Source organism: Pedobacter sp. AC464 (genome assembly GCF_979253075.1).
In genome coordinates, this window is sequence record NZ_CEEDBV010000002.1 from 100,022 (window position 1) to 119,392 (window position 19,371).

The following is a 19,371-nucleotide window of genomic DNA, read 5'->3' on the forward strand; positions in this document are numbered from 1 at the left end:
CTTTTTAATTCTACACCATGACAAAAACATTTCCTTATTTACTGGTTGTCTTACTTTTTGTTTTTGGATGCAAAAAAGGAAGTACGCCAACACCAGTCGATCCACCCGTTACACCCACGTCTTTTTCGTTCTCCGACTTGAAAGTAAACGGCACTTTTACCGGCTTTACTTACTATGGATTAAACAATTCCCCTGTCGTTAAAATAACCTTTTCATCTCCTATCAATCTTTCTTCCGTTGCCGGCAACGTTACATTTACCGACGCAGCAGGAACGGCAATTTCCTTTACCTCAACTTTAGAAAACAACGATAATACGGTTGTGATTACCCCAACTGCGGCTTTACAACCCATTACAAAATATACTTTAACGGCCACAACAAATCTACTGTCGAAAACCGGAAGTAAGCTTCAAAGCAGTGTAGCCGTTAACTTAATTACAGCAATTGATGAAACCGATAAATTTGCCAGAATAAGCGATGATGAATTGCTAACCCTGGTTCAAAAGCAAACCTTTAAATACTTTTGGGATTTTGGTCACCCAACAAGCGGACTTGCACGCGAACGGAATACCGCTGGCAACATGGTTACTTCCGGCGGTTCTGGATTTGGTATAATGGCCATAGTTACGGGCATTAGTCGGAATTTCATTAGCCGTGCCGATGGTTTGGCGAGGCTGCAAAAAATGGTCGCTTTCTTAAAAACTGCTGAACGATTCCACGGCGCCTATCCACACTGGCTAGATGGAAATACTGGAAAAGTTATTCCTTTTAGCACAAAAGATAACGGTGGAGATTTGGTAGAAACATCTTATCTGATGGCAGGGTTGATAACTGCCCGTCAGTTTTTTAACGGCGCAGACGGCAACGAAACCGCTTTAAGAGCTGATATCAACAACATTTACAATGGTGTAGAATGGAGCTGGTATCGCAAAGATAACAGTAGCACACTTTACTGGCATTGGAGCCCAAATTATAACTGGGATATGAATTTGCCAATAAAAGGCTGGAACGAGTGCCTGGTTACTTATGTTATGGCTGCTGCCTCGCCTACTTTTTCAATTCCAAAAACTGTTTATGATGCCGGTTGGGCCCAGAATGGTGGCATGAAAAACGGAAATACCTATTACGGCGTTCAACTTCCATTAGGGCCAGCCAATGGCGGTCCGTTATTTTTCTCGCATTACTCATTTATGGGCATCAACCCAAAGGGATTGGCGGACGCCTATGCAAATTATGAAATCCAAACCAAAGCCCACACTCAAATCAATTATAACTACTGCGTTGCAAACCCACTGGCATATTATGGATATGGACCGAACTGTTGGGGTTTAACTGCAAGCGACATCAAGGGAGGCTATACAGCAAGTGCACCCGGAAATGATGTGGGCGTTATTGCCCCTACTGCAGCACTTTCGTCTTTTCCATACACACCTACTGAATCTATGCAGGCGCTAAAATATTTCTATTACAAACTTGGCAATAAAACCTGGGGCGATTATGGCTTCTATGATGCCTTTTCTCTGCAGGATCAGTGGTTTGCTTCATCTACTCTTGCTATAGATCAGGGACCAATTATTGTCATGATAGAAAATTACCGTACAAATTTAATCTGGAATCTATTCATGAGTGCGCCTGAAGTAAAGACCGGGATGCGTAATTTAGGTTTCAGTAGTCCAAACCTTTAAAATACCTTCTACCAAATGAAATTTATATTCAGAACTCTTTTCGTTATTTTAATTACTTCAGGTATTCAATGCACAACCAATGCACAAACCTTTGAAACGATAAAAACTGCACCTCCAATTAAAAAAGGTTTATCAGACGATGCTTTGCTTGATGTAGTTCAAAAACAAACCTTCCAGTACTTTTGGGATGGCGCCGAACCCAACTCTGGCGCTGGCCGGGAACGGTATCACGCAGATAACATTTACCCCGACAACGATAAAGGTACGGTTGCAACAGGTTCTACCGGCTTCGGTTTAATGGCTATTTTGAGCGGAATACATAGAGGCTATGTAACTAAACAACAGGGTTTTGAGCGTTTAAACAAAATCCTGAGTTTCCTTGAAAAAGCAGATCGTTTCCATGGCGCCTGGCCACACTGGATAGAAGGGCGCACTGGTAAAGTTCGTCCGTTCGGTAAGAAAGACAACGGCGGCGATTTGGTAGAAACTTCCTTCGTTGCCCAGGCATTAATCTGCATAAAAGAGTATTACAAAAACGGAACATCACAAGAAAAAATGCTTTCTGAAAAAGCTAATGAACTTTTTAGAGGTATCGATTTCAGCTGGTATCGCAATGGCGGACAAAATGTGCTTTACTGGCATTGGTCGCCGGCATATGCCTGGGAAATGAATTTCCCGGTTAAAGGTTACAACGAATGCTTAATTATGTATGTAATGGCGGCGGCCTCTCCTACACATACCATACCTGCAGAAGTTTACCACGAAGGCTGGGGCAGAAATGGTGAAATTAAAGCAAAATTTAGTGTGTATGGCCATCCATTCACAATGGACTACCAGGGGCAAAAAAATTCCGTCGGACCGCTATTTTGGGCCCATTACTCATACTTGGGTCTAAATCCGAAAGGTTTAAAAGACAGCTACGCAAACTACTGGGAAAATAACGTTAACCACACGCTCGCCATCCACGATTATTGCGTTGCCAACCCTAAACATTTTAAAGGTTACGGCGAAAACAGCTGGGGCTTAACAGCAAGTTACTCGGTTAGAGGCTACGCAGCGCACAATCCTCAGGAAGATTTTGGTGTGATTTCGCCGACAGCGGCAATTTCGTCAATTCCATATACACCAAAAGAATCTATAAAATTTATCAGGCATCTTTACGAAGATTTAGGTGATAAAGTTTGGGGTAAATATGGTTTTTATGATGCTTATTCTGAAACCGACAATTGGTATCCAAAAAGATATTTGGGAATAGACCAGGGACCAATGGTTGTGATGATGGAAAACTATAGATCTGGTTTGCTTTGGAAGTTATTTATGCAAAACCAGGATGTAAAAAATGGTTTAACAAAACTCGGATTTGAGCACCCAACATTAAAAAAATAGCATGAAGAAAACGTTGCTCTTACTTTCAGTTACGCTGATTTGTTTTATAGCCGCGGCTCAAAAACAGAAAACATACTGCAACCCAATCAACATTGATTATGGTTACACGCCTTTCGAATCTTTTACGGAATGGGGAAAGCATCGTGCAACTGCCGATCCTGTAATTGTTAATTACAAAGGCGATTTTTACCTGTTCAGCACCAACCAATGGGGCTACTGGCATAGCCCGGATATGTTGAACTGGAAATTTGAAGAAAGAAAGTTTCTTCGCCCATGGAATAAAACGAAAGATGAACTTTGTGCACCTGCTGTTGGTATCCTCGGCGATACAATGGTTGTTTTCGGTAGCACTTATACAAAAAATTTCACCCTGTGGATGAGTACAAATCCGAAAGGAAATGAATGGAAACCGCTGGTAGATTCATTGGAAATTGGCGGTTGGGACCCTGCTTTTTTTACTGATGATGACGGACGCTTTTACATGTACAATGGCAGCAGTAACAACTATCCGGTTTATGGTGTAGAGCTTGATAGAAAAACTTTTAAACCCATCGGAACGCGAATGCCGATGTACATTTTAGAATCCTGGCGCTATGGCTGGCAGCGTTTTGGAGAAAATATGGATAATACTTTTCTCGATCCTTTTATTGAAGGCGCCTGGATGACTAAGCACAATGGAAAATATTATTTTCAATATGGGGCACCCGGAACCGAATTTAGTGGCTATGCCGATGGTGTTGTAGTTGGCTCTAAACCATTGTTTTACGATACTCAATTTACGCCACAATCAGACCCGCTGAGCTTCAAAGCGGGCGGCTTTTCTCGAGGGGCCGGGCACGGCGCAACCTTTGAAGATAACAGCAAGCAATACTGGCACGTTTCTACGAGCATTATCTGTGTTAAAAATACCTGGGAACGCAGAATAGGAATCTGGCCGACAGGCTTTGATAAGGACGATGTGATGTGGACGAATACCGCCTTCGGCGATTACCCGCTTTACCTTCCTTCTGAAAGAAAAGAAGGCGGTGCGGCAGGGCCGGGATGGATGCTAATTAACTATAAAAAGCCGGTAACCGTTTCTTCAACATTAGGTTCTTTCAATGCAAATAACGCAGTAGACGAAAGCATAAAAACATATTGGAGTGCAAAAACCGCAAATAATGGAGAGTGGATTCAAACAGATTTGGGAAGTTTGGCCACAGTAAATGCAATCCAGATTAACTATGCAGACCAGGATGCAGAATTTATTGGCAAACAAACCGGAATATACCATCAATACAAGATTTTATCATCAACTGATGGAAAAAAATGGACTACTTTGGTTGATAAAAGCAAGAACAAAACTGATGTTCCTCATGACTATATCGAGTTGGAGCAACCAGTAAAAACCAGATTTATCAAAATGGTAAACATCCATATGCCAACAGGCAAATTCGCCATTAGCGGATTAAGAATTTTCGGCAATGGAAATGGTGCCAAACCCGGTGAGGTTAAAAATCTGATTGTGCTGAGAACCGAAAAAGATAAACGAAGTGCTTATATCAAATGGCAACCGGTTGATAATGCTTTTGCATACAATCTTTATTACGGCACCGCACCAGATAAACTTTACAACTGCATCATGATTCATGATTTAAATGAATATTGGTTTAAAGCAATGGATCTGAAAAAAACATACTATTTCAGCATTGAAGCAATTAATGAAAATGGCGTTTCAAAAAAGACTGACGTAAAAACAGTTGAATAAATTTAAAAGAACAAACACACGAATACTAATGAGAAAAGCGAACATCCTATTTATTTTACTTGCGGCTATAGCCGTTAGTTCTTCAGCGCAAACCAAAAAACCCATTTCCGACGATGAGGCAAAAATGAACACTTTTATTTCTAACCTGATGGCGAAAATGACCGTCGATGAAAAAATCGGTCAGCTAAATTTACCGAGCTCGGGCGACATTACCACCGGACAGGCGAATAGCAGCGATATTGGAAAAAAAATAAGGGCCGGACAGGTTGGTGGATTGTTTAACATTAAAGGTGTCGACAAAATTTCAGCCGTTCAAAAGATTGCGGTTGAAGAAAGCAGAATGAAAATCCCTTTGCTTTTTGGGATGGACGTTATTCACGGCTACAACACCGTCTTTCCTATTCCGTTGGGCATGAGTGCAACCTGGGATATGTATGCGGTTGAAAAATCTGCAAGAATTGCAGCAGTTGAAGCGAGCGCAAGCGGTATAAACTGGACATTTTCTCCAATGGTTGATATATCCCGCGATCCGCGTTGGGGCCGTATATCTGAGGGCAATGGTGAAGATGCTTTTTTAGGTTCTGCGATAGCTAAAGCTATGGTTAAAGGTTATCAGGGCGATCTTAAAGCGAACAACCAGATTCTGGCCTGCGTAAAACATTACGCACTATACGGTGCAGCAGAAGCCGGTCGCGATTACAACACCACTGATATGAGCAAGGTTAGAATGTATAACGAATATTTACCGCCATACAAAGCCGCTGTTGACGCCGGCGCAGCAAGTATCATGGCTTCATTTAACGAAGTTGATGGCATTCCGGCAACCGGAAGCAAATGGTTAATGACCGAGGTTTTGCGCAATCAATGGGGTTTCAAAGGTTTCGTGGTGACAGATTATACAGGTATCCCTGAAATGATTGCACACGGTATGGGCGATTTACAAACCGTTTCTGCCCTGGCTTTAAACGCAGGTGTAGATATGGATATGGTGGGTGAAGGTTTTCTGGGAACGCTTAAAAAATCTTTAGCAGAGAAAAAAGTAACAATTGAACAGATTAACAGTGCCTGCAGATTAATTTTACAGGCAAAATACAAGCTTGGATTATTTCAAAATCCATACAAATTTTGTGATCCGAAACGTGCAGAAACAGAGGTTTTTACTCCGCAAAACCGCCAGGCTGCAAGAGAAATTGCTGCAGAAAGTTTTGTTTTGTTAAAAAATCAAAATAATACTTTGCCACTAAAAAAATCAGGCACAATTGGTTTAATTGGCCCGCTTACAGATAATACAGCCAACATGTATGGAACCTGGAGTGTTGCTGCATTATTCGATAAATCGGTAACGGTTTTGCAGGGCATGAAAAATGCTTTGGGTGAAAATGCTAAAATTTTAACCGCTCGTGGTTCTAATTTCCTGGCAGATTCGGTTGCAGAACATCGTTACGTTAACATACACAACAATACTTATACCCGCGATTCGAGAACTGAAGAAGAACTGATTAAGGAAGCCGTTAATGTTGCTAAAAAATCCGACGTGGTCGTTGCTGTGTTGGGAGAAGGCTCGGAATTTACCGGCGAAAGCAGTAGCGTTACTGACATTCAGATTCCGCAGACGCAAAAGAATTTGTTAAAAGCCCTGGCACAAACGGGCAAACCGATAGTATTGGTTTTATTTACCGGGCGGCCTTTGGCTTTAAACTGGGAAAATGAAAATATTCCTGCAATATTAAATGTTTGGTTTCCTGGAAGTGAAGCCGGAAATGCCATTTCCGATGTCCTTTTCGGTGATGTAAATCCATCAGGAAAACTTAGCGCAACTTTTCCTCAAAATGTTGGTCAGGTGCCAATTTTTTACGCACACAAGAACACGGGGCGCCCACTTGCAGAAGGCAAATGGTTCGAAAAATTCCGCTCCAATTATTTAGACGTAAGTAATGAGCCACTTTATCCGTTCGGCTACGGCTTAAGTTATACAACTTTTACCTATGGTGATATTAAGTTAAGCTCAAATACGTTAACGAAGGGCAAAAGCATAACCGCGACAGTAGCAGTTACAAATAATGGCTCTGTTGGTGGTAAAGAGGTTGTGCAACTTTACACCAGAGATTTAGTCGGCAGCATCACCAGACCGGTTAAAGAACTGAAAGGTTTTCAAAAAATATACTTCAAAGCAGGGGAAACTAAAAATGTAACCTTCTCCATTTCTGAACAAGATTTGAAGTTCTATAATTCAGATTTAAAATTTGTAGCAGAACCAGGAGACTTTAAAGTCTTTATTGGTTCAAACTCCAGAGATGTTAAAGAGGCATCTTTTTCATTTAAGTAAAGCGTTAAAGAATGGTTAGTTAAACCCCAGACTATTGCAAAATGGCTGGGGTTTTTTAATTTTGTGTATGATGAAAACATTTCTAACCTTATTTCTGCTATCATTTGTACTTTCTACTAAAGCACAGGATTTTAACAAATACGAAAAAGGAAGTTACATAAAAGGGAGCGATTCGATCTATTACAGAGTTCTTTTCCCGGAGCAATTTGACCCGTCTAAAAAATATCCGATACTATTTTTTCTACATGGAAGTGGCGAAAGAGGAAACGATAACGAAAGTCAGCTGGTTCACGGTGGCAAACTATTTCTTAAGGATGAGGTTAGAAAAAACTTCCCGGCGATTATTGTCTTTCCTCAATGCCCCGCAAATGATTATTGGGCAAATGTAATAATCGCACCAAATGCCCAGGGCAAAAGAAGTTTCAGTTTCGTTGAAGCGGGCAGGCCTACAAAAGCCATGCATGCATTGCAGGCAATGGTGAAAGATTTTCTCAAAAAACCTTTTGTAAACAGAAATCAGGTTTATGTTGGTGGGCTATCTATGGGAGGAATGGGAACTTATGAATTGTTGAGAAGGCAGAGAAAAACTTTTGCTGCTGCCATCGCCATTTGTGGTGGTGACAACACTAATAACATCAACAAATACAAAACCGTGCCTTTATGGATTTTCCATGGCGCAAAAGATGATGTTGTTGATCCGGCCTTTTCAATCGCAATTTCTGAGCGGTTAAAAGTAGTGGGCGATGAGGTAAAATTTACGCTGTATCCGTTAGCTAACCACAACAGCTGGGATAGTGCATTTGCCGAACCGGAGCTATTGCCCTGGTTATTTTCGCACAAAAAAAATTAGGAAACAAAAAAAGCTCCGGAGATCAATAATTCTGGAGCTTTTTTTCTTTGATTTGGTTAATCTATTCTGCCATGTTATGGTAAACAGCCTGAACGTCGTCGTCTTCTTCAAGCTTATCGATTAATTTCAAAACATCAGCGGCCTGTTCTTCAGTTACCTCGTGGTGCGACAATGCAATACGCTCCAGTTTTGAACTTTTCAATTCAATGCCTTTTTCTTCAATGGCTTTTTGAAGCGAACCAAAGTTTTCGAAAGCACCCTGAGCAACTGCAACATCGTTTCCATCTTCATCAGCCTCTACGTACAATTCCTCCAGGCCGGCGTCAATTAGCTCAAACTCTAATTCTTCAAGGTCGAGCCCTTCTGCAGGTACAAAACGGAAAACAGATTTACGGTTAAAAACGAAATCCAAAGAACCTGTTTTACCTAAAGAACCATCGGTTTTATTAAAATAGCTACGAACATTCGCAACGGTACGGTTGGTATTATCAGTTGCGGTTTCTATTAATACAGCAACACCATGTGGCGCATATCCTTCGTAAACAATTTCTTCATAATTAGCCATCGATTTATCGGAAGCACGCTTAATAGCCGCCTCTACCCTATCCTTAGGCATATTTACAGCCTTGGCATTTTGCATTGCTGTACGTAAACGCGAGTTAGTTTCAGGATTTGGACCCGATTCTTTAACAGCCATTACAATGTCTTTACCAATTCGGGTAAATTGTACAGCCATTTTAGACCAACGTTTAAATTTTCTTTCTTTTCTAAATTCGAATGCTCTTCCCATTTTTTAGTATCACTATTTGGTATTTAGTATCAGCTCGTTGGCATCAGGTATCGGTTAAACTCGCTAAGCCTTTTACCCAAAACCATTTACCCTATTTTTTTAAGTTATTTAACATGTCAATAGTTAGTTTCGATAAATCGAATGCCGGTTTCCAGTTCCAGTCATTCCTTGCCACGCTGTCATCTATAGAACGTGGCCAGCTATCGGCAATTTGCTGACGTGGATCTTTGTCGCTGTAAGTTAATTTAAATTGAGGAATATGTTTCCTGATTTCGGCAGCTAAAATTTCTGGCGTGAAGCTTACACCGCCGAAATTGTAACTGCTTCTAACCGAAATCTGGTCTGCAGGCGCATCCATCAATTCGATTGTTCCTCTAATTGCGTCTTCCATGTACATCATCGGCAGTTCGGAACCGGCATTTAAAAAACTTTGATAATTACCTTTTTTCAATGCATCATGGAAAATATGGATTGCGTAATCTGTTGTCCCTCCACCCGGAGCTGCTTTCCAGCTAATTAAACCGGGATAACGAATGCTTCGTACATCCAAACCGTATTTCTGATGATAATACTCACACCAACGTTCTCCTGCAAGTTTACTAATACCATAAACCGTATTAGGATCCATAGTGCAATATTGCGGGGTACCATCTTTTGGCGAATTCGGACCGAAAACAGCGATAGAACTTGGCCAATAAACTTTTGCAGTTTTATACTCTAATGCTAAATCTAAAACATTTAGCAAACCGTTCATATTTAAATCCCAGGCAAGTTTGGGGTTTTGCTCACCAGTTGCAGATAATAATGCAGCGAGCAGATAAACCTGAGTTGGTTTATATTTTTGGAAAATGCCTTTAATCATTTCCTTATCTAACACGTTAACGAACTCAAACGGTGCCGAGTTTTTGATATCATAATCTGGCCGGCGAATGTCGCAGGCAACAACATGATCATCACCATATATTTTACGTAACATGGTAACCAATTCCGTTCCAATTTGCCCGTTAGAACCTAAAACAACTATATTTTCCTGCATATTTTTTCTAAAACTTGAGCAAAGGTAAAAAATTGAGATAAAAGCACTGTAAAATATTTAAAGTAAGTAGATCCTTCACATCTATTTTTTCCAATAAGCCACCGGAAACATTTTAAAAGCGTTTCTACGCAATAAATAAAGTCCAGAAGAAAGAATTTAGTACACTTACTTAGAGTCAAATATAATACGAGACCTCTTCAACCCGAAGATTTTACAGATTTAGTAAATCGCCTTAAGTTAGGAGAAGTGGCTACGTATGGAAAGATTTTATTAAGTTTCAGTTCAGAATAATTCTCGCAGGCATACCAAAAAACGGGAGATAAGATTATTACCCGGGAACCTGTTGAAAACATTTTTATTTCGTTGTAGGAAAAACTTGAAACCGCAGCCATAAAAGAAATTACTTGTTTGGAGCCTTAAAATTAGTGGTGAAAAACCACATAAGAGCCGAAGTAATTGCCAACAAGTGAATCGAACGTGAACAAATTGCTTACAGGCAAAACAGCCTCAAAAACCGCAGGTATAGAATAAATTTTTGCAGAAAAGGATTTAGTGAGAAAAGACGTTTATCAAAGCATTACGGAAAGCTACAATCACATTAAAAATTAGTTGTTAGTTTAGCAGCCTGAGCATGTTAATTAAACGAAGGGAAATTTATTAGTAAACTATAATTTCATTAGCGCTAAATGTAATTTTTACACCAAGTTAAGATTGTTCAAAAAGGCCTTTAAAGATAGTTTAGAGCAAATAATTTTTTGCTATTTAGAACAATTCCATTCGGTAACAATCGCATTGCAGACAAGTAATTTACCAAAATTTTAACAGTATTTATCCCATATTTTCATTAATATTACCAACCAGTATATAGATAATAAATATATAAAATACACATAAACGATGCATAGAAGAGAAGCACTAAAAAACGTTGCATTTCTACTTGGAGGAGCGATTTCTGCAAGTACGATGGGCGTTTTGTTCGAAAGTTTTACGCTCCCTGAAAACGAAAAGAACTTCGTATCCTATTCTTTACAGGATGAAAAGATTTTTGCCGAATTTGCCGATGTAATTGTTCCCGCTACTAAATCATCTGGCGGAGCGAAAGCTGCAGGATTGGGCAAATTTATTCCAATGATGATGCAGGATTGTTACCCGAAAACGATGCAAACATCGTTCGCTAACGGCTTCAAAGCGCTTCAGGAAAAATCGATGAAAGATTTTAAGAAAAGTTACGCAACATTAACAGCTGCTGAACGAACCAAACTGATGGTTGATTTAAGAACAATGGCATTGGCGCAAAAAGAAACTAAATCAGAAGAAAACAAGGATTTGGTCTATTTCTTCGTTACCGCCAGGGATTTGACTTTATTAGGTTACTATTCTTCAGAAATTGGCTGTACTAAGGCACGCGAGTATGTGCTTATTCCTGGTCGCTATGATGGTAGTGCACCATTAAAGCCAGGCCAAAAATCCTGGGCTACTTAATTTCTAACCACAACAACAAACATCATGAATTTAAATACAAATTTAAAAGCTGAAAATACTTACGATGCTATTGTTATAGGATCGGGGATTAGTGGCGGCTGGGCTGCAAAAGAACTTACAGAAAAGGGCCTGCGTGTTTTAATGCTCGAGAGAGGAATGAATATCGAGCACATTACGGGATACGAAACTGCAATGAAAAATCCATGGGATTTTAAACATGCCGGTAGGTTAACCGAAGAACAAAAACGCACACACCCTGTTCAGAAACGAGATTACCCATACCAGGAGGCGAATGAAAAATGGTGGGTAAACGATTTAGAATGTCCATATACAGAAGATAAAAGATTCGACTGGTATCGTGGTTTTCACGTTGGTGGAAAATCATTAATGTGGGGACGCCAGAGTTATCGCCTTAGTGATCATAACTTTGAAGATAATGCTAAAGACGGGCATGGCAGTGACTGGCCTCTTCGTTATGCAGAGCTTTCACCATGGTACGATTACGCGGAAAAATTTGCGGGAATCAGCGGCTCAAAAGAAAACTGGCCAACCTGCCCTGATGGCGAATTCTTACCACCAATGGATTTAAACGTAGTTGAAAAATCGGTTAAAGCCCGCGTGGAAGAGCATTATAAAAGAGAAAGAATTATTATGATAGGCCGGGTTGCAAATTTAACCGTGCCGCATAAAGGCCGTGGCAACTGCCAATATCGTAATCTATGTAGCCGTGGCTGTCCTTTCGGTGCCTATTTCAGCACACAGTCTTCTACACTTCCTGCGGCAATGGCAACAAAGCGGTTAACCTTAAGGCCATATTCTATCGTGAACCACATCATTTATGATAAGGACACTAAGAAAGCTAAAGGGGTAATGGTAATTGATGCGGAAACCAACAAAACGATGGAATTTTATGCAAAAATCATCTTTGTAAACGGGTCTACATTAGGTACTACATTCGTTTTGTTAAATTCCACTTCAGAAGCACATCCAAACGGATTGGGTAATTCAAGCGGCCAGTTGGGTCACAATTTAATGGATCACCACTTCCGCTGCGGCGCATCTGGCGAGGCAGAAGGTTTCGACGATAAATACACTTATGGCCGCCGTGCCAACGGAATTTATGTTCCAAGATATCAAAATATTGGTAATGATAAACGCGATTACCTGCGTGGCTTTGGCTATCAGGGCGGCGCCAGCCGTTCAAACTGGCAAAGCGATGTTGCGGAACTTTCGTTTGGTGCAGGCCTGAAAGAGAAAATGACCACACCAGGAAACTGGACAATGGGCTTGGGTGGTTTCGGCGAAATGTTGCCTTATTACGAAAACAAGGTTTACATCGACAAAACTAAAAAAGACAAATGGGGACAGCCGGTATTGGCAATTGATTGCGAATACAAAGAGAATGAGAAAAAAATGCGTATTGATATGATGAACGATGCTGCTGAAATGCTGGAAGCTGCGGGAATGAAAAACATCAAAACGTATGATAACGGCTGCTATCCAGGCATGGCAATCCACGAGCAAGGCACAGCAAGAATGGGTAACGACCCGAAAACTTCTGTACTCAATAAATGGAATCAGATGCACGAAGTAAATAATGTTTTTGTTACCGATGGAGCATGTATGCCATCTATTGCATGCCAAAATCCATCATTAACATTTATGGCCCTAACTGCACGTGCGGCAGATTATGCAGTAAAAGAATTAAAGAAAAATAACATTTAACAAAAAGTTCAATGCAAAAGGTTTAAGGTTTGTGGAAGCGTTCCATTTACCTTAAGCCTTTTGTCATTATCTTATACCTTATGCAAAGAAAACTTAGAATGGGCATGATAGGCGGTGGAAAAGACGCCTTTATCGGGGCCGTACATCGCCTTGCAGCTAACATGGATGGTTTAATTGAACTATCTGCGGGTGCTTTAAGTGTAAATCCTGAAGTTGGATACGAATCAGGTAAAATGCTGTTCCTTCCTGACAGCAGAATTTACAAAAACTATGAAGAAATGTTGTCTAAAGAAAGTGAATTGCCTGCCGGTGAGCGCATTGACTTTGTGACAATAGTTACCCCGAATTTCGCACATTTTGCACCCGCAATGATGGCGCTGGATTTAGGCTTCAACGTAGTTATAGAAAAACCTATGACCTTGACCCTGGAAGAGGCTAAACAACTTGACGCCAAAGTTAAAGAAACTGGCCTGACACTTTGTTTAACTCATACCTACTCTGGCTATCCAATGGTTAAGCAAGCAAAACAGATGGTTAGCGAAGGCATGCTAGGGGCTGTTAGAAAGATTGTTGTGGAATACCCTCAGGGATGGCTAAGTACACTTTCCGAAAGAGAAGGAAATGCACAAGCCGCCTGGAGAACTGACCCGTCAAAAACCGGAAAAAGTGGTAGCATGGGCGATATTGGTACACACGCAGCACATCTGGCTGAATACATATCAGGACTAAAAATTGCTAAAATCTGTGCTGATTTAAGCATCGTAGTACCTGGAAGAGCAATAGACGACGATGGAAATGTTTTGCTCAAATTCGACAACGGCTCAAACGGCGTTTTAATTGCTTCACAAATTGCAGCTGGAGAAGAAAACGCATTAAGGATTAAAGTATACGGTGAAAAAGGCGGCTTGGAATGGCATCAAATGGAACCAAATACCTTGATTGTTAGATGGTTAAACGAGCCGGCTCAGATTTATAGAACAGGTAACGGATATATGGGCAGCTTCGCTAAGCACAATACACGTACGCCAGGTGGACACCCTGAGGGTTATTTGGAAGCCTTCGCAAATATTTATAGAAATTTTGCGTTAACAGTTGATGCTAAGTTGAATAACCAGCAACCAACACCAGAAATGTTGGACTTTCCGAATACCGAAGATGGTGTCAGAGGAATGGCTTTTATCGAAAATGTGGTAAATTCCAGTAATGCTGACCAAAAATGGTGGGACTATAAAATTTAATTGATTATGACTACAATAAAAGGACCTGCAGTATTTTTGGCTCAGTTTATTAGTGATGAAGCTCCCTTTAATTCATTAGAAAGTATCTGCGAGTGGGCAAAAGGATTAGGTTTTAAAGGTATCCAGATGCCAACACTAGATTCGAGGTTTATCGATTTACAGAAGGCTGCAGAAAGTAAAACTTATGCAGACGAGCTTAAAGGTAAAATTGCGTCGTATGGTTTGGAAATTACTGAACTATCTACACACCTTCAAGGCCAGTTGGTTGCCGTTCATCCGGCATACGATGATTTATTCGATGCCTTTGCGCCGAAGGCTGTTCATAAAAATCCTGCTGCAAGAAAAGAATGGGCTGTGCAACAGATGAAATATGCAGCAAAAGCATCACAAAACTTAGGCTTAAACGCACACGCTACTTTTAGCGGATCGTTGCTCTGGCAATACTTTCACCCCTGGCCTCAGCGCCCGGCGGGATTAGTTGAGGAAGGTTTTGCTGAACTGGCAAAAAGGTGGACACCAATTTTAAACGAATTCGATAATTGCGGGGTTGACGTTTGTTACGAAATTCACCCCGGAGAGGACTTATTCGACGGAGAAACATACGAAATGTTTCTTTCTGCTGTGAACAATCATCCTCGGGCATGCTTATTGTATGATCCTTCTCACTTTGTGTTGCAACAATTAGATTACATTCAATACATCGATTTTTACCACGAAAGAATCAAGGCTTTCCACGTTAAAGATGCAGAATTTAATCCTACAGGCAAACAAGGCACTTTTGGTGGATACCAAAGTTGGGCAAACCGTGCCGGCAGATACCGTTCGCCTGGTGATGGCCAGGTTGCTTTTAAAACCATTTTTAGTAAATTAGCTCAATATGATTTTAAAGGCTGGGCTGTTATGGAGTGGGAATGCTGCATAAAAAATCAACAGGATGGTGCCCGAGAGGGTGCAGAATTTATCAAAAACCACATTATCAAAGTAACTGATAAGGCTTTTGACGATTTCGCAGCATCTGGAAGCGACGCTGAATTCAACAAAAAAATATTAGGTTTATAAATAAAATAGAAAACACACACAATGAAAACTTGCAAAATCCTTTTTTATAAAACGATTTAGGCAAGCTGAATACCTTTAAAAACAATACACACACATGAAAAAAACATTTTTAATTTTAGGCGCAGTGGTCATCTTCATGGCGTCTTTCTCGAAAGCAGATTTAACAAAGGAAAAGGCTGTTGCAGCAATCGCAACAAAAAGCAACCATGCTGTTTTTCAGGTATCACCTGGCGAAAAACTCATTAACAAGTCGGATTGCCTGGGATGCCACAACAAGACCAATAAAATTATAGGTCCGGCTTATGTAGACGTTGCAAAGAAATATCCTGCAACAGAAAAAAACATAAATTATTTAGCTGATAAAATTATTAAGGGCGGAACAGGTGTTTGGGGTACAATGCCAATGACAGCGCATGCAACCTTAAAAAAGGAAGATGCTAAATTAATGGCAAAATACATTTTATCATTAAAAAAGTAACAACCTGATAACAAACCCTATTGAATAATGAAAACAGAGCAAGAAAATAAAAACACGGGTAACCGCCGTGATTTTATTAAAACCAGCGCCATCGCTGCCGCTGCATTTATGATTGTTCCACGCCATGTTTTAGGTGGAAGAGGATTTTTAGCACCAAGCGATCGCTTACTCGTTGCCGGTATCGGTGCGGGTGGTAAAGGGCAAAGTGATATCGCAATGTTTGCGAAAAGCGGCAAGGCCGATATCGCCTTCTTATGTGATGTTGATGATAGAAGAGCTGCAGCAAGTGTAAAAGCTTTTCCGAAGGCAAAATATTATAAAGACTGGAGAGAATTGCTAGATAAAGAACATAAAAACTTTGATGCAGTTTCCGTTTCTACGCCTGATCATAACCATGCCGTTCAAGCTCTGGCGGCGATGCAGCTGGGTAAGCACGTGTACGTGCAAAAGCCACTAACACACGATATTTACGAAGCTCGTATTTTAACCGCAGCAGCAAAAAAATACAAAGTAGTAACTCAAATGGGTAATCAGGGTGCATCTAATGATGGTCCCCGCCAAATGAAGGAGTGGTATGAAGCCGGGCTTATTGGCGATGTACACACGGTTTACGCATGGACAAATCGTCCGGTTTGGCCTCAAGGTATTCCTTGGCCCGATAAAAAAGCAGAAATTCCAAAAGAACTGGACTGGAACTTATGGCTTGGAACGGCTCCTGAGAAAGACTATGTTGATAAACTGGTTCCATTTAACTGGCGTGGCTGGTGGGATTACGGAACCGGCGCTTTAGGCGATATGGGCTGCCACCTGATTGAGGCTCCATTTAGTGTATTAAATTTAAAGTATGCAAAAGAAGTTGAAGCCAGCGTTGGCTCTGTTTACGTTGATGAGTTTAAACGCGGTTACTTTCCGGAAAGCTGCCCGCCTTCTAGCCATGTAACTTTAAAATTCCCTAAAACCAATAAAACCAAAGGCGATGTAACATTGCATTGGATGGACGGGGGTATCCAACCAGAACGGCCTCAAGAGCTTGAAGCAAACGAAACCTTTGGCGATGGTGGAAACGGTACACTGTTTATCGGTACGAAAGGTAAAATGATGAGCGAAACGTACAGTGCAAATCCGAAACTTTTACCGCTAAGCAGAAATAACGACATCAAAGTAGCCGCAAAATATGCACGAGTTCCCGATGGCGCAAACGGACACTATAAACAATGGGTAGAAGCTGCAATTGCTGGTTACGGCAAGCAGGAAGTTAGTTCTCCATTTGAAATTGCCGGCCCGTTAACAGAAGCATTACTAATGGCGAATTTAGCGATTAGAAGTTTCGATATTCAAAAAACCGTAAACGGGAAAGTTACCTATCCTGGTCGTTACATGAAAATGCTTTGGGATAATGATAACATGAAAATTACCAATTTCGACGAAGCCAACCAGTTCGTGAAACGCGAATATCGTAAAGGCTGGAATAGTTTAACACTTTAATAAAACCACCTTATTTACAACTTACCGGGCAACCTAACTTTATTTTTGCCCGGTAAATTGTAGTAACAGTAAATAAATTACAATGAAAAAAATATTGTTTTCTGCCTGTATTTTATTGGCAGTAACCCAAATATCGCGTGCTCAAAAAGGCTTTAAGCCATTATTTGATGGCAAAACGACTACCGGCTGGCATACTTATAACAAAGCCACCGTGGGCAGTGCATGGCAAGTTCAAGATGGCGTATTGCATCTCGATTTAGCCACAAAAGGTAAAGATGGCGGCGGCGATTTGGTTACAAATAAAGCCTACGGAGATTTTCACCTGAAGTATGATTGGAAAGTTGCTCCAAAAGCGAACAGCGGTTTAATCTTTTATGTTCACGAAGATCCTAAGTTTGGCGCAACCTATTCAACTGGTTTGGAAATGCAGGTTATCGACAACGATGGCCATCCAGATGGAAAAATTACAAAACACCGTTCAGGTGATTTATACGATTTAGTTAAAAGTTCTTCTGAGCCCGTTAAGCCAGTTGGCGAATGGAACTCTGCAGAAATCATAAGCAAAAAAGGTAATTTAACCTTGATATTGAATGGCGTTACCGTTGTAAAAACCACATTGTGGGATGACAACTGGAAAGCGCTGGTTTCAGGAAGTAAATTTGCAACCTGGAAAGATTGGGGCACTTTTAAAACAGGCAAAATCGCCCTGCAAGATCATGGCGACGAAGTTTGGTATAAAAACATTTCAATAAAAGAACTATAACAAAGACATTTAAGTGGCGGTGCTCATAAACTGAGTTGCCGCCCTTATACCTCTATTAACTTTTTCTAAACCAAATAACCAAATGAATAGCACTACTCGCTTTAAACTCTCTTTTATGATGTTCCTGGAATTTTTTATCTGGGGCGCATGGTTTGTTACTTTAGGCACTTTTCTGGGTAACAACTTAAAAGCAACCGGTGCTGAAACCGGCGCTGTATTTTCAACGCAATCCTGGGGGGCAATTATTGCGCCTTTTATTGTCGGCTTAATTGCTGATAGATATTTTAATGCAGAAAGAATTTTAGGTGTTTTACACATTATTGGTGCAATTTTGATGTATCAAATGTATAATGCCACGGAAATTAGCGTCTTTTATCCTTACGTTTTAGGTTACATGATTTTGTTTATGCCTACACTCGCACTGGTTAATTCTGTTTCATTTAATCAGATGAAAGACCCGGAAAAAGAGTTTTCTAACATTCGCATCTGGGGAACTATCGGCTGGATTGCAGCTGGATTACTTATCAGCTTTTTCTTCCACTGGGATTCGAAAGAAGGAACTGAATCGGGACTGTTGAGAAACACGTTTCTAATGGCTGGCATCGTGTCGTTGGTTTTAGGACTATTCAGCTTTACGCTGCCTAAAACACCACCAAAAGTTACTGGCGAAAAAATTACGGTTTCTGATGTGTTAGGCTTAGATGCATTGAAACTATTGAAAGACAAAAACTTTCTAATCTTCTTCATTTCATCGATATTGATTTGTATCCCGCTTGCTTTCTATTACCAAAATGCCAACCCATTCCTATCGGATATCGGTATGGATAATCCAACCGGAAAAATGACGATTGGTCAGGCGTCGGAGGTAATTTTCTTATTATTTATACCAGTGTTCTTTAAGCGGTTCGGCTTTAAAATGACCATTTTGGTTGGTATGTTGGCCTGGGCGGTACGTTATGCCTTGTTTGCCTACGGAAACGCCGGAGAATTAAGCTTTATGCTAATTTTAGGGATTGCTTTACATGGTGTTTGTTATGATTTCTTCTTTGTATCCGGCCAGATTTATACCAACTCTAAAGCCGGCGAACGCTTTAAAAGTTCTGCGCAAGGCTTAATTACGCTGGCTACATATGGTGTTGGCATGCTTATCGGATTTGCCGTGGCAGGAAAAATTTCAGATGCCTATAAATCAGCCGAAGGTGTTATCGATTGGAAAATGGTTTGGATAATCCCGGCCGGTATCGCTTTGTTAGTATTTATACTTTTCGCATTGGTTTTTAATGATAAAACTAAAGCCGAAATAGAGCCTAAAACAATTTAA

The 19,371-nt window shown here is 40.6% G+C and carries 15 protein-coding genes; 13 read left to right on the forward strand and 2 right to left on the reverse strand.

The genetic code is table 11. The features are described from left to right. Positions 1 to 17 precede the first annotated feature (17 nt). The 5 genes from AC0IWT_RS11160 to AC0IWT_RS11180 all read left to right on the forward strand — a co-directional run bounded on the left by AC0IWT_RS11160 (position 18) and on the right by AC0IWT_RS11180 (position 7,994). Positions 18 to 1,685 (forward strand): glucoamylase family protein, encoded by a 1,668-nt coding sequence (locus AC0IWT_RS11160; protein WP_471797275.1) that lies wholly within the window; start codon positions 18 to 20, stop codon positions 1,683 to 1,685. Between the two features lie 15 nt (positions 1,686 to 1,700). Further along, complete coding sequence (locus AC0IWT_RS11165; protein WP_471797276.1) at positions 1,701 to 3,071, forward strand: glucoamylase family protein; 1,371 nt, start codon at positions 1,701 to 1,703, stop codon at positions 3,069 to 3,071. Position 3,072: 1 nt separating this feature from the next. Beyond that, entirely contained in the window at positions 3,073 to 4,818 is a 1,746-nt protein-coding gene (locus tag AC0IWT_RS11170; protein WP_471797277.1) for a discoidin domain-containing protein, read from the forward strand. Between the two features lie 28 nt (positions 4,819 to 4,846). Continuing rightward, positions 4,847 to 7,144, forward strand: a complete 2,298-nt coding sequence (gene bglX, locus AC0IWT_RS11175; RefSeq protein WP_471797278.1) for a beta-glucosidase BglX — start codon at positions 4,847 to 4,849, stop codon at positions 7,142 to 7,144. 67 nt (positions 7,145 to 7,211) lie between these two features. Then, positions 7,212 to 7,994: a carboxylesterase family protein gene (locus tag AC0IWT_RS11180; protein WP_471797279.1), complete on the forward strand. Its 783-nt coding sequence runs from the start codon at positions 7,212 to 7,214 to the stop codon at positions 7,992 to 7,994. Positions 7,995 to 8,055: 61 nt separating this feature from the next. Here the strand turns inward: AC0IWT_RS11180 and AC0IWT_RS11185 are convergent, their stop codons facing one another. Further along, a complete protein-coding gene (locus tag AC0IWT_RS11185; RefSeq protein WP_471797280.1) occupies positions 8,056 to 8,784 on the reverse strand; it encodes a YebC/PmpR family DNA-binding transcriptional regulator in 729 nt (242 codons plus the stop codon). A 91-nt stretch (positions 8,785 to 8,875) separates the two neighbouring features. Next, positions 8,876 to 9,820, reverse strand: a complete 945-nt coding sequence (locus AC0IWT_RS11190) for an NAD-dependent epimerase/dehydratase family protein (RefSeq protein WP_471797281.1) — start codon at positions 9,818 to 9,820, stop codon at positions 8,876 to 8,878. Positions 9,821 to 10,717: 897 nt separating this feature from the next. Here AC0IWT_RS11190 and AC0IWT_RS11195 point away from each other — a divergent pair. The 8 genes from AC0IWT_RS11195 (at position 10,718) to AC0IWT_RS11230 (ending at position 19,371) form a co-directional block, all read left to right on the forward strand. Then, the gene (locus AC0IWT_RS11195; protein ID WP_471797282.1) at positions 10,718 to 11,302 is read left to right on the forward strand and encodes a gluconate 2-dehydrogenase subunit 3 family protein; all 585 of its coding nucleotides are present in this window, start codon (positions 10,718 to 10,720) and stop codon (positions 11,300 to 11,302) included. 24 nt (positions 11,303 to 11,326) lie between these two features. Continuing rightward, positions 11,327 to 13,027 carry a GMC oxidoreductase gene (locus tag AC0IWT_RS11200; protein WP_200940317.1) on the forward strand — a complete coding sequence of 567 codons (1,701 nt, stop codon included), beginning with the start codon at positions 11,327 to 11,329 and terminating at the stop codon, positions 13,025 to 13,027. Between the two features lie 80 nt (positions 13,028 to 13,107). After that, on the forward strand, positions 13,108 to 14,265 hold the full coding sequence (locus AC0IWT_RS11205) for a Gfo/Idh/MocA family protein (protein ID WP_471797283.1): 1,158 nt from the start codon (positions 13,108 to 13,110) through the stop codon (positions 14,263 to 14,265). 6 nt (positions 14,266 to 14,271) lie between these two features. Next, positions 14,272 to 15,324, forward strand: a complete 1,053-nt coding sequence (locus AC0IWT_RS11210) for a sugar phosphate isomerase/epimerase family protein (protein WP_471797284.1) — start codon at positions 14,272 to 14,274, stop codon at positions 15,322 to 15,324. Positions 15,325 to 15,418: 94 nt separating this feature from the next. Continuing rightward, positions 15,419 to 15,802: a c-type cytochrome gene (locus AC0IWT_RS11215; protein ID WP_056870086.1), complete on the forward strand. Its 384-nt coding sequence runs from the start codon at positions 15,419 to 15,421 to the stop codon at positions 15,800 to 15,802. Positions 15,803 to 15,829: 27 nt separating this feature from the next. Next, positions 15,830 to 17,287, forward strand: a complete 1,458-nt coding sequence (locus AC0IWT_RS11220) for a Gfo/Idh/MocA family protein (RefSeq protein WP_056870085.1) — start codon at positions 15,830 to 15,832, stop codon at positions 17,285 to 17,287. 82 nt (positions 17,288 to 17,369) lie between these two features. Next, positions 17,370 to 18,050, forward strand: a complete 681-nt coding sequence (locus tag AC0IWT_RS11225) for a 3-keto-disaccharide hydrolase (protein ID WP_471797285.1) — start codon at positions 17,370 to 17,372, stop codon at positions 18,048 to 18,050. An 82-nt stretch (positions 18,051 to 18,132) separates the two neighbouring features. Beyond that, positions 18,133 to 19,371 (forward strand): nucleoside permease, encoded by a 1,239-nt coding sequence (locus AC0IWT_RS11230; protein ID WP_056870083.1) that lies wholly within the window; start codon positions 18,133 to 18,135, stop codon positions 19,369 to 19,371.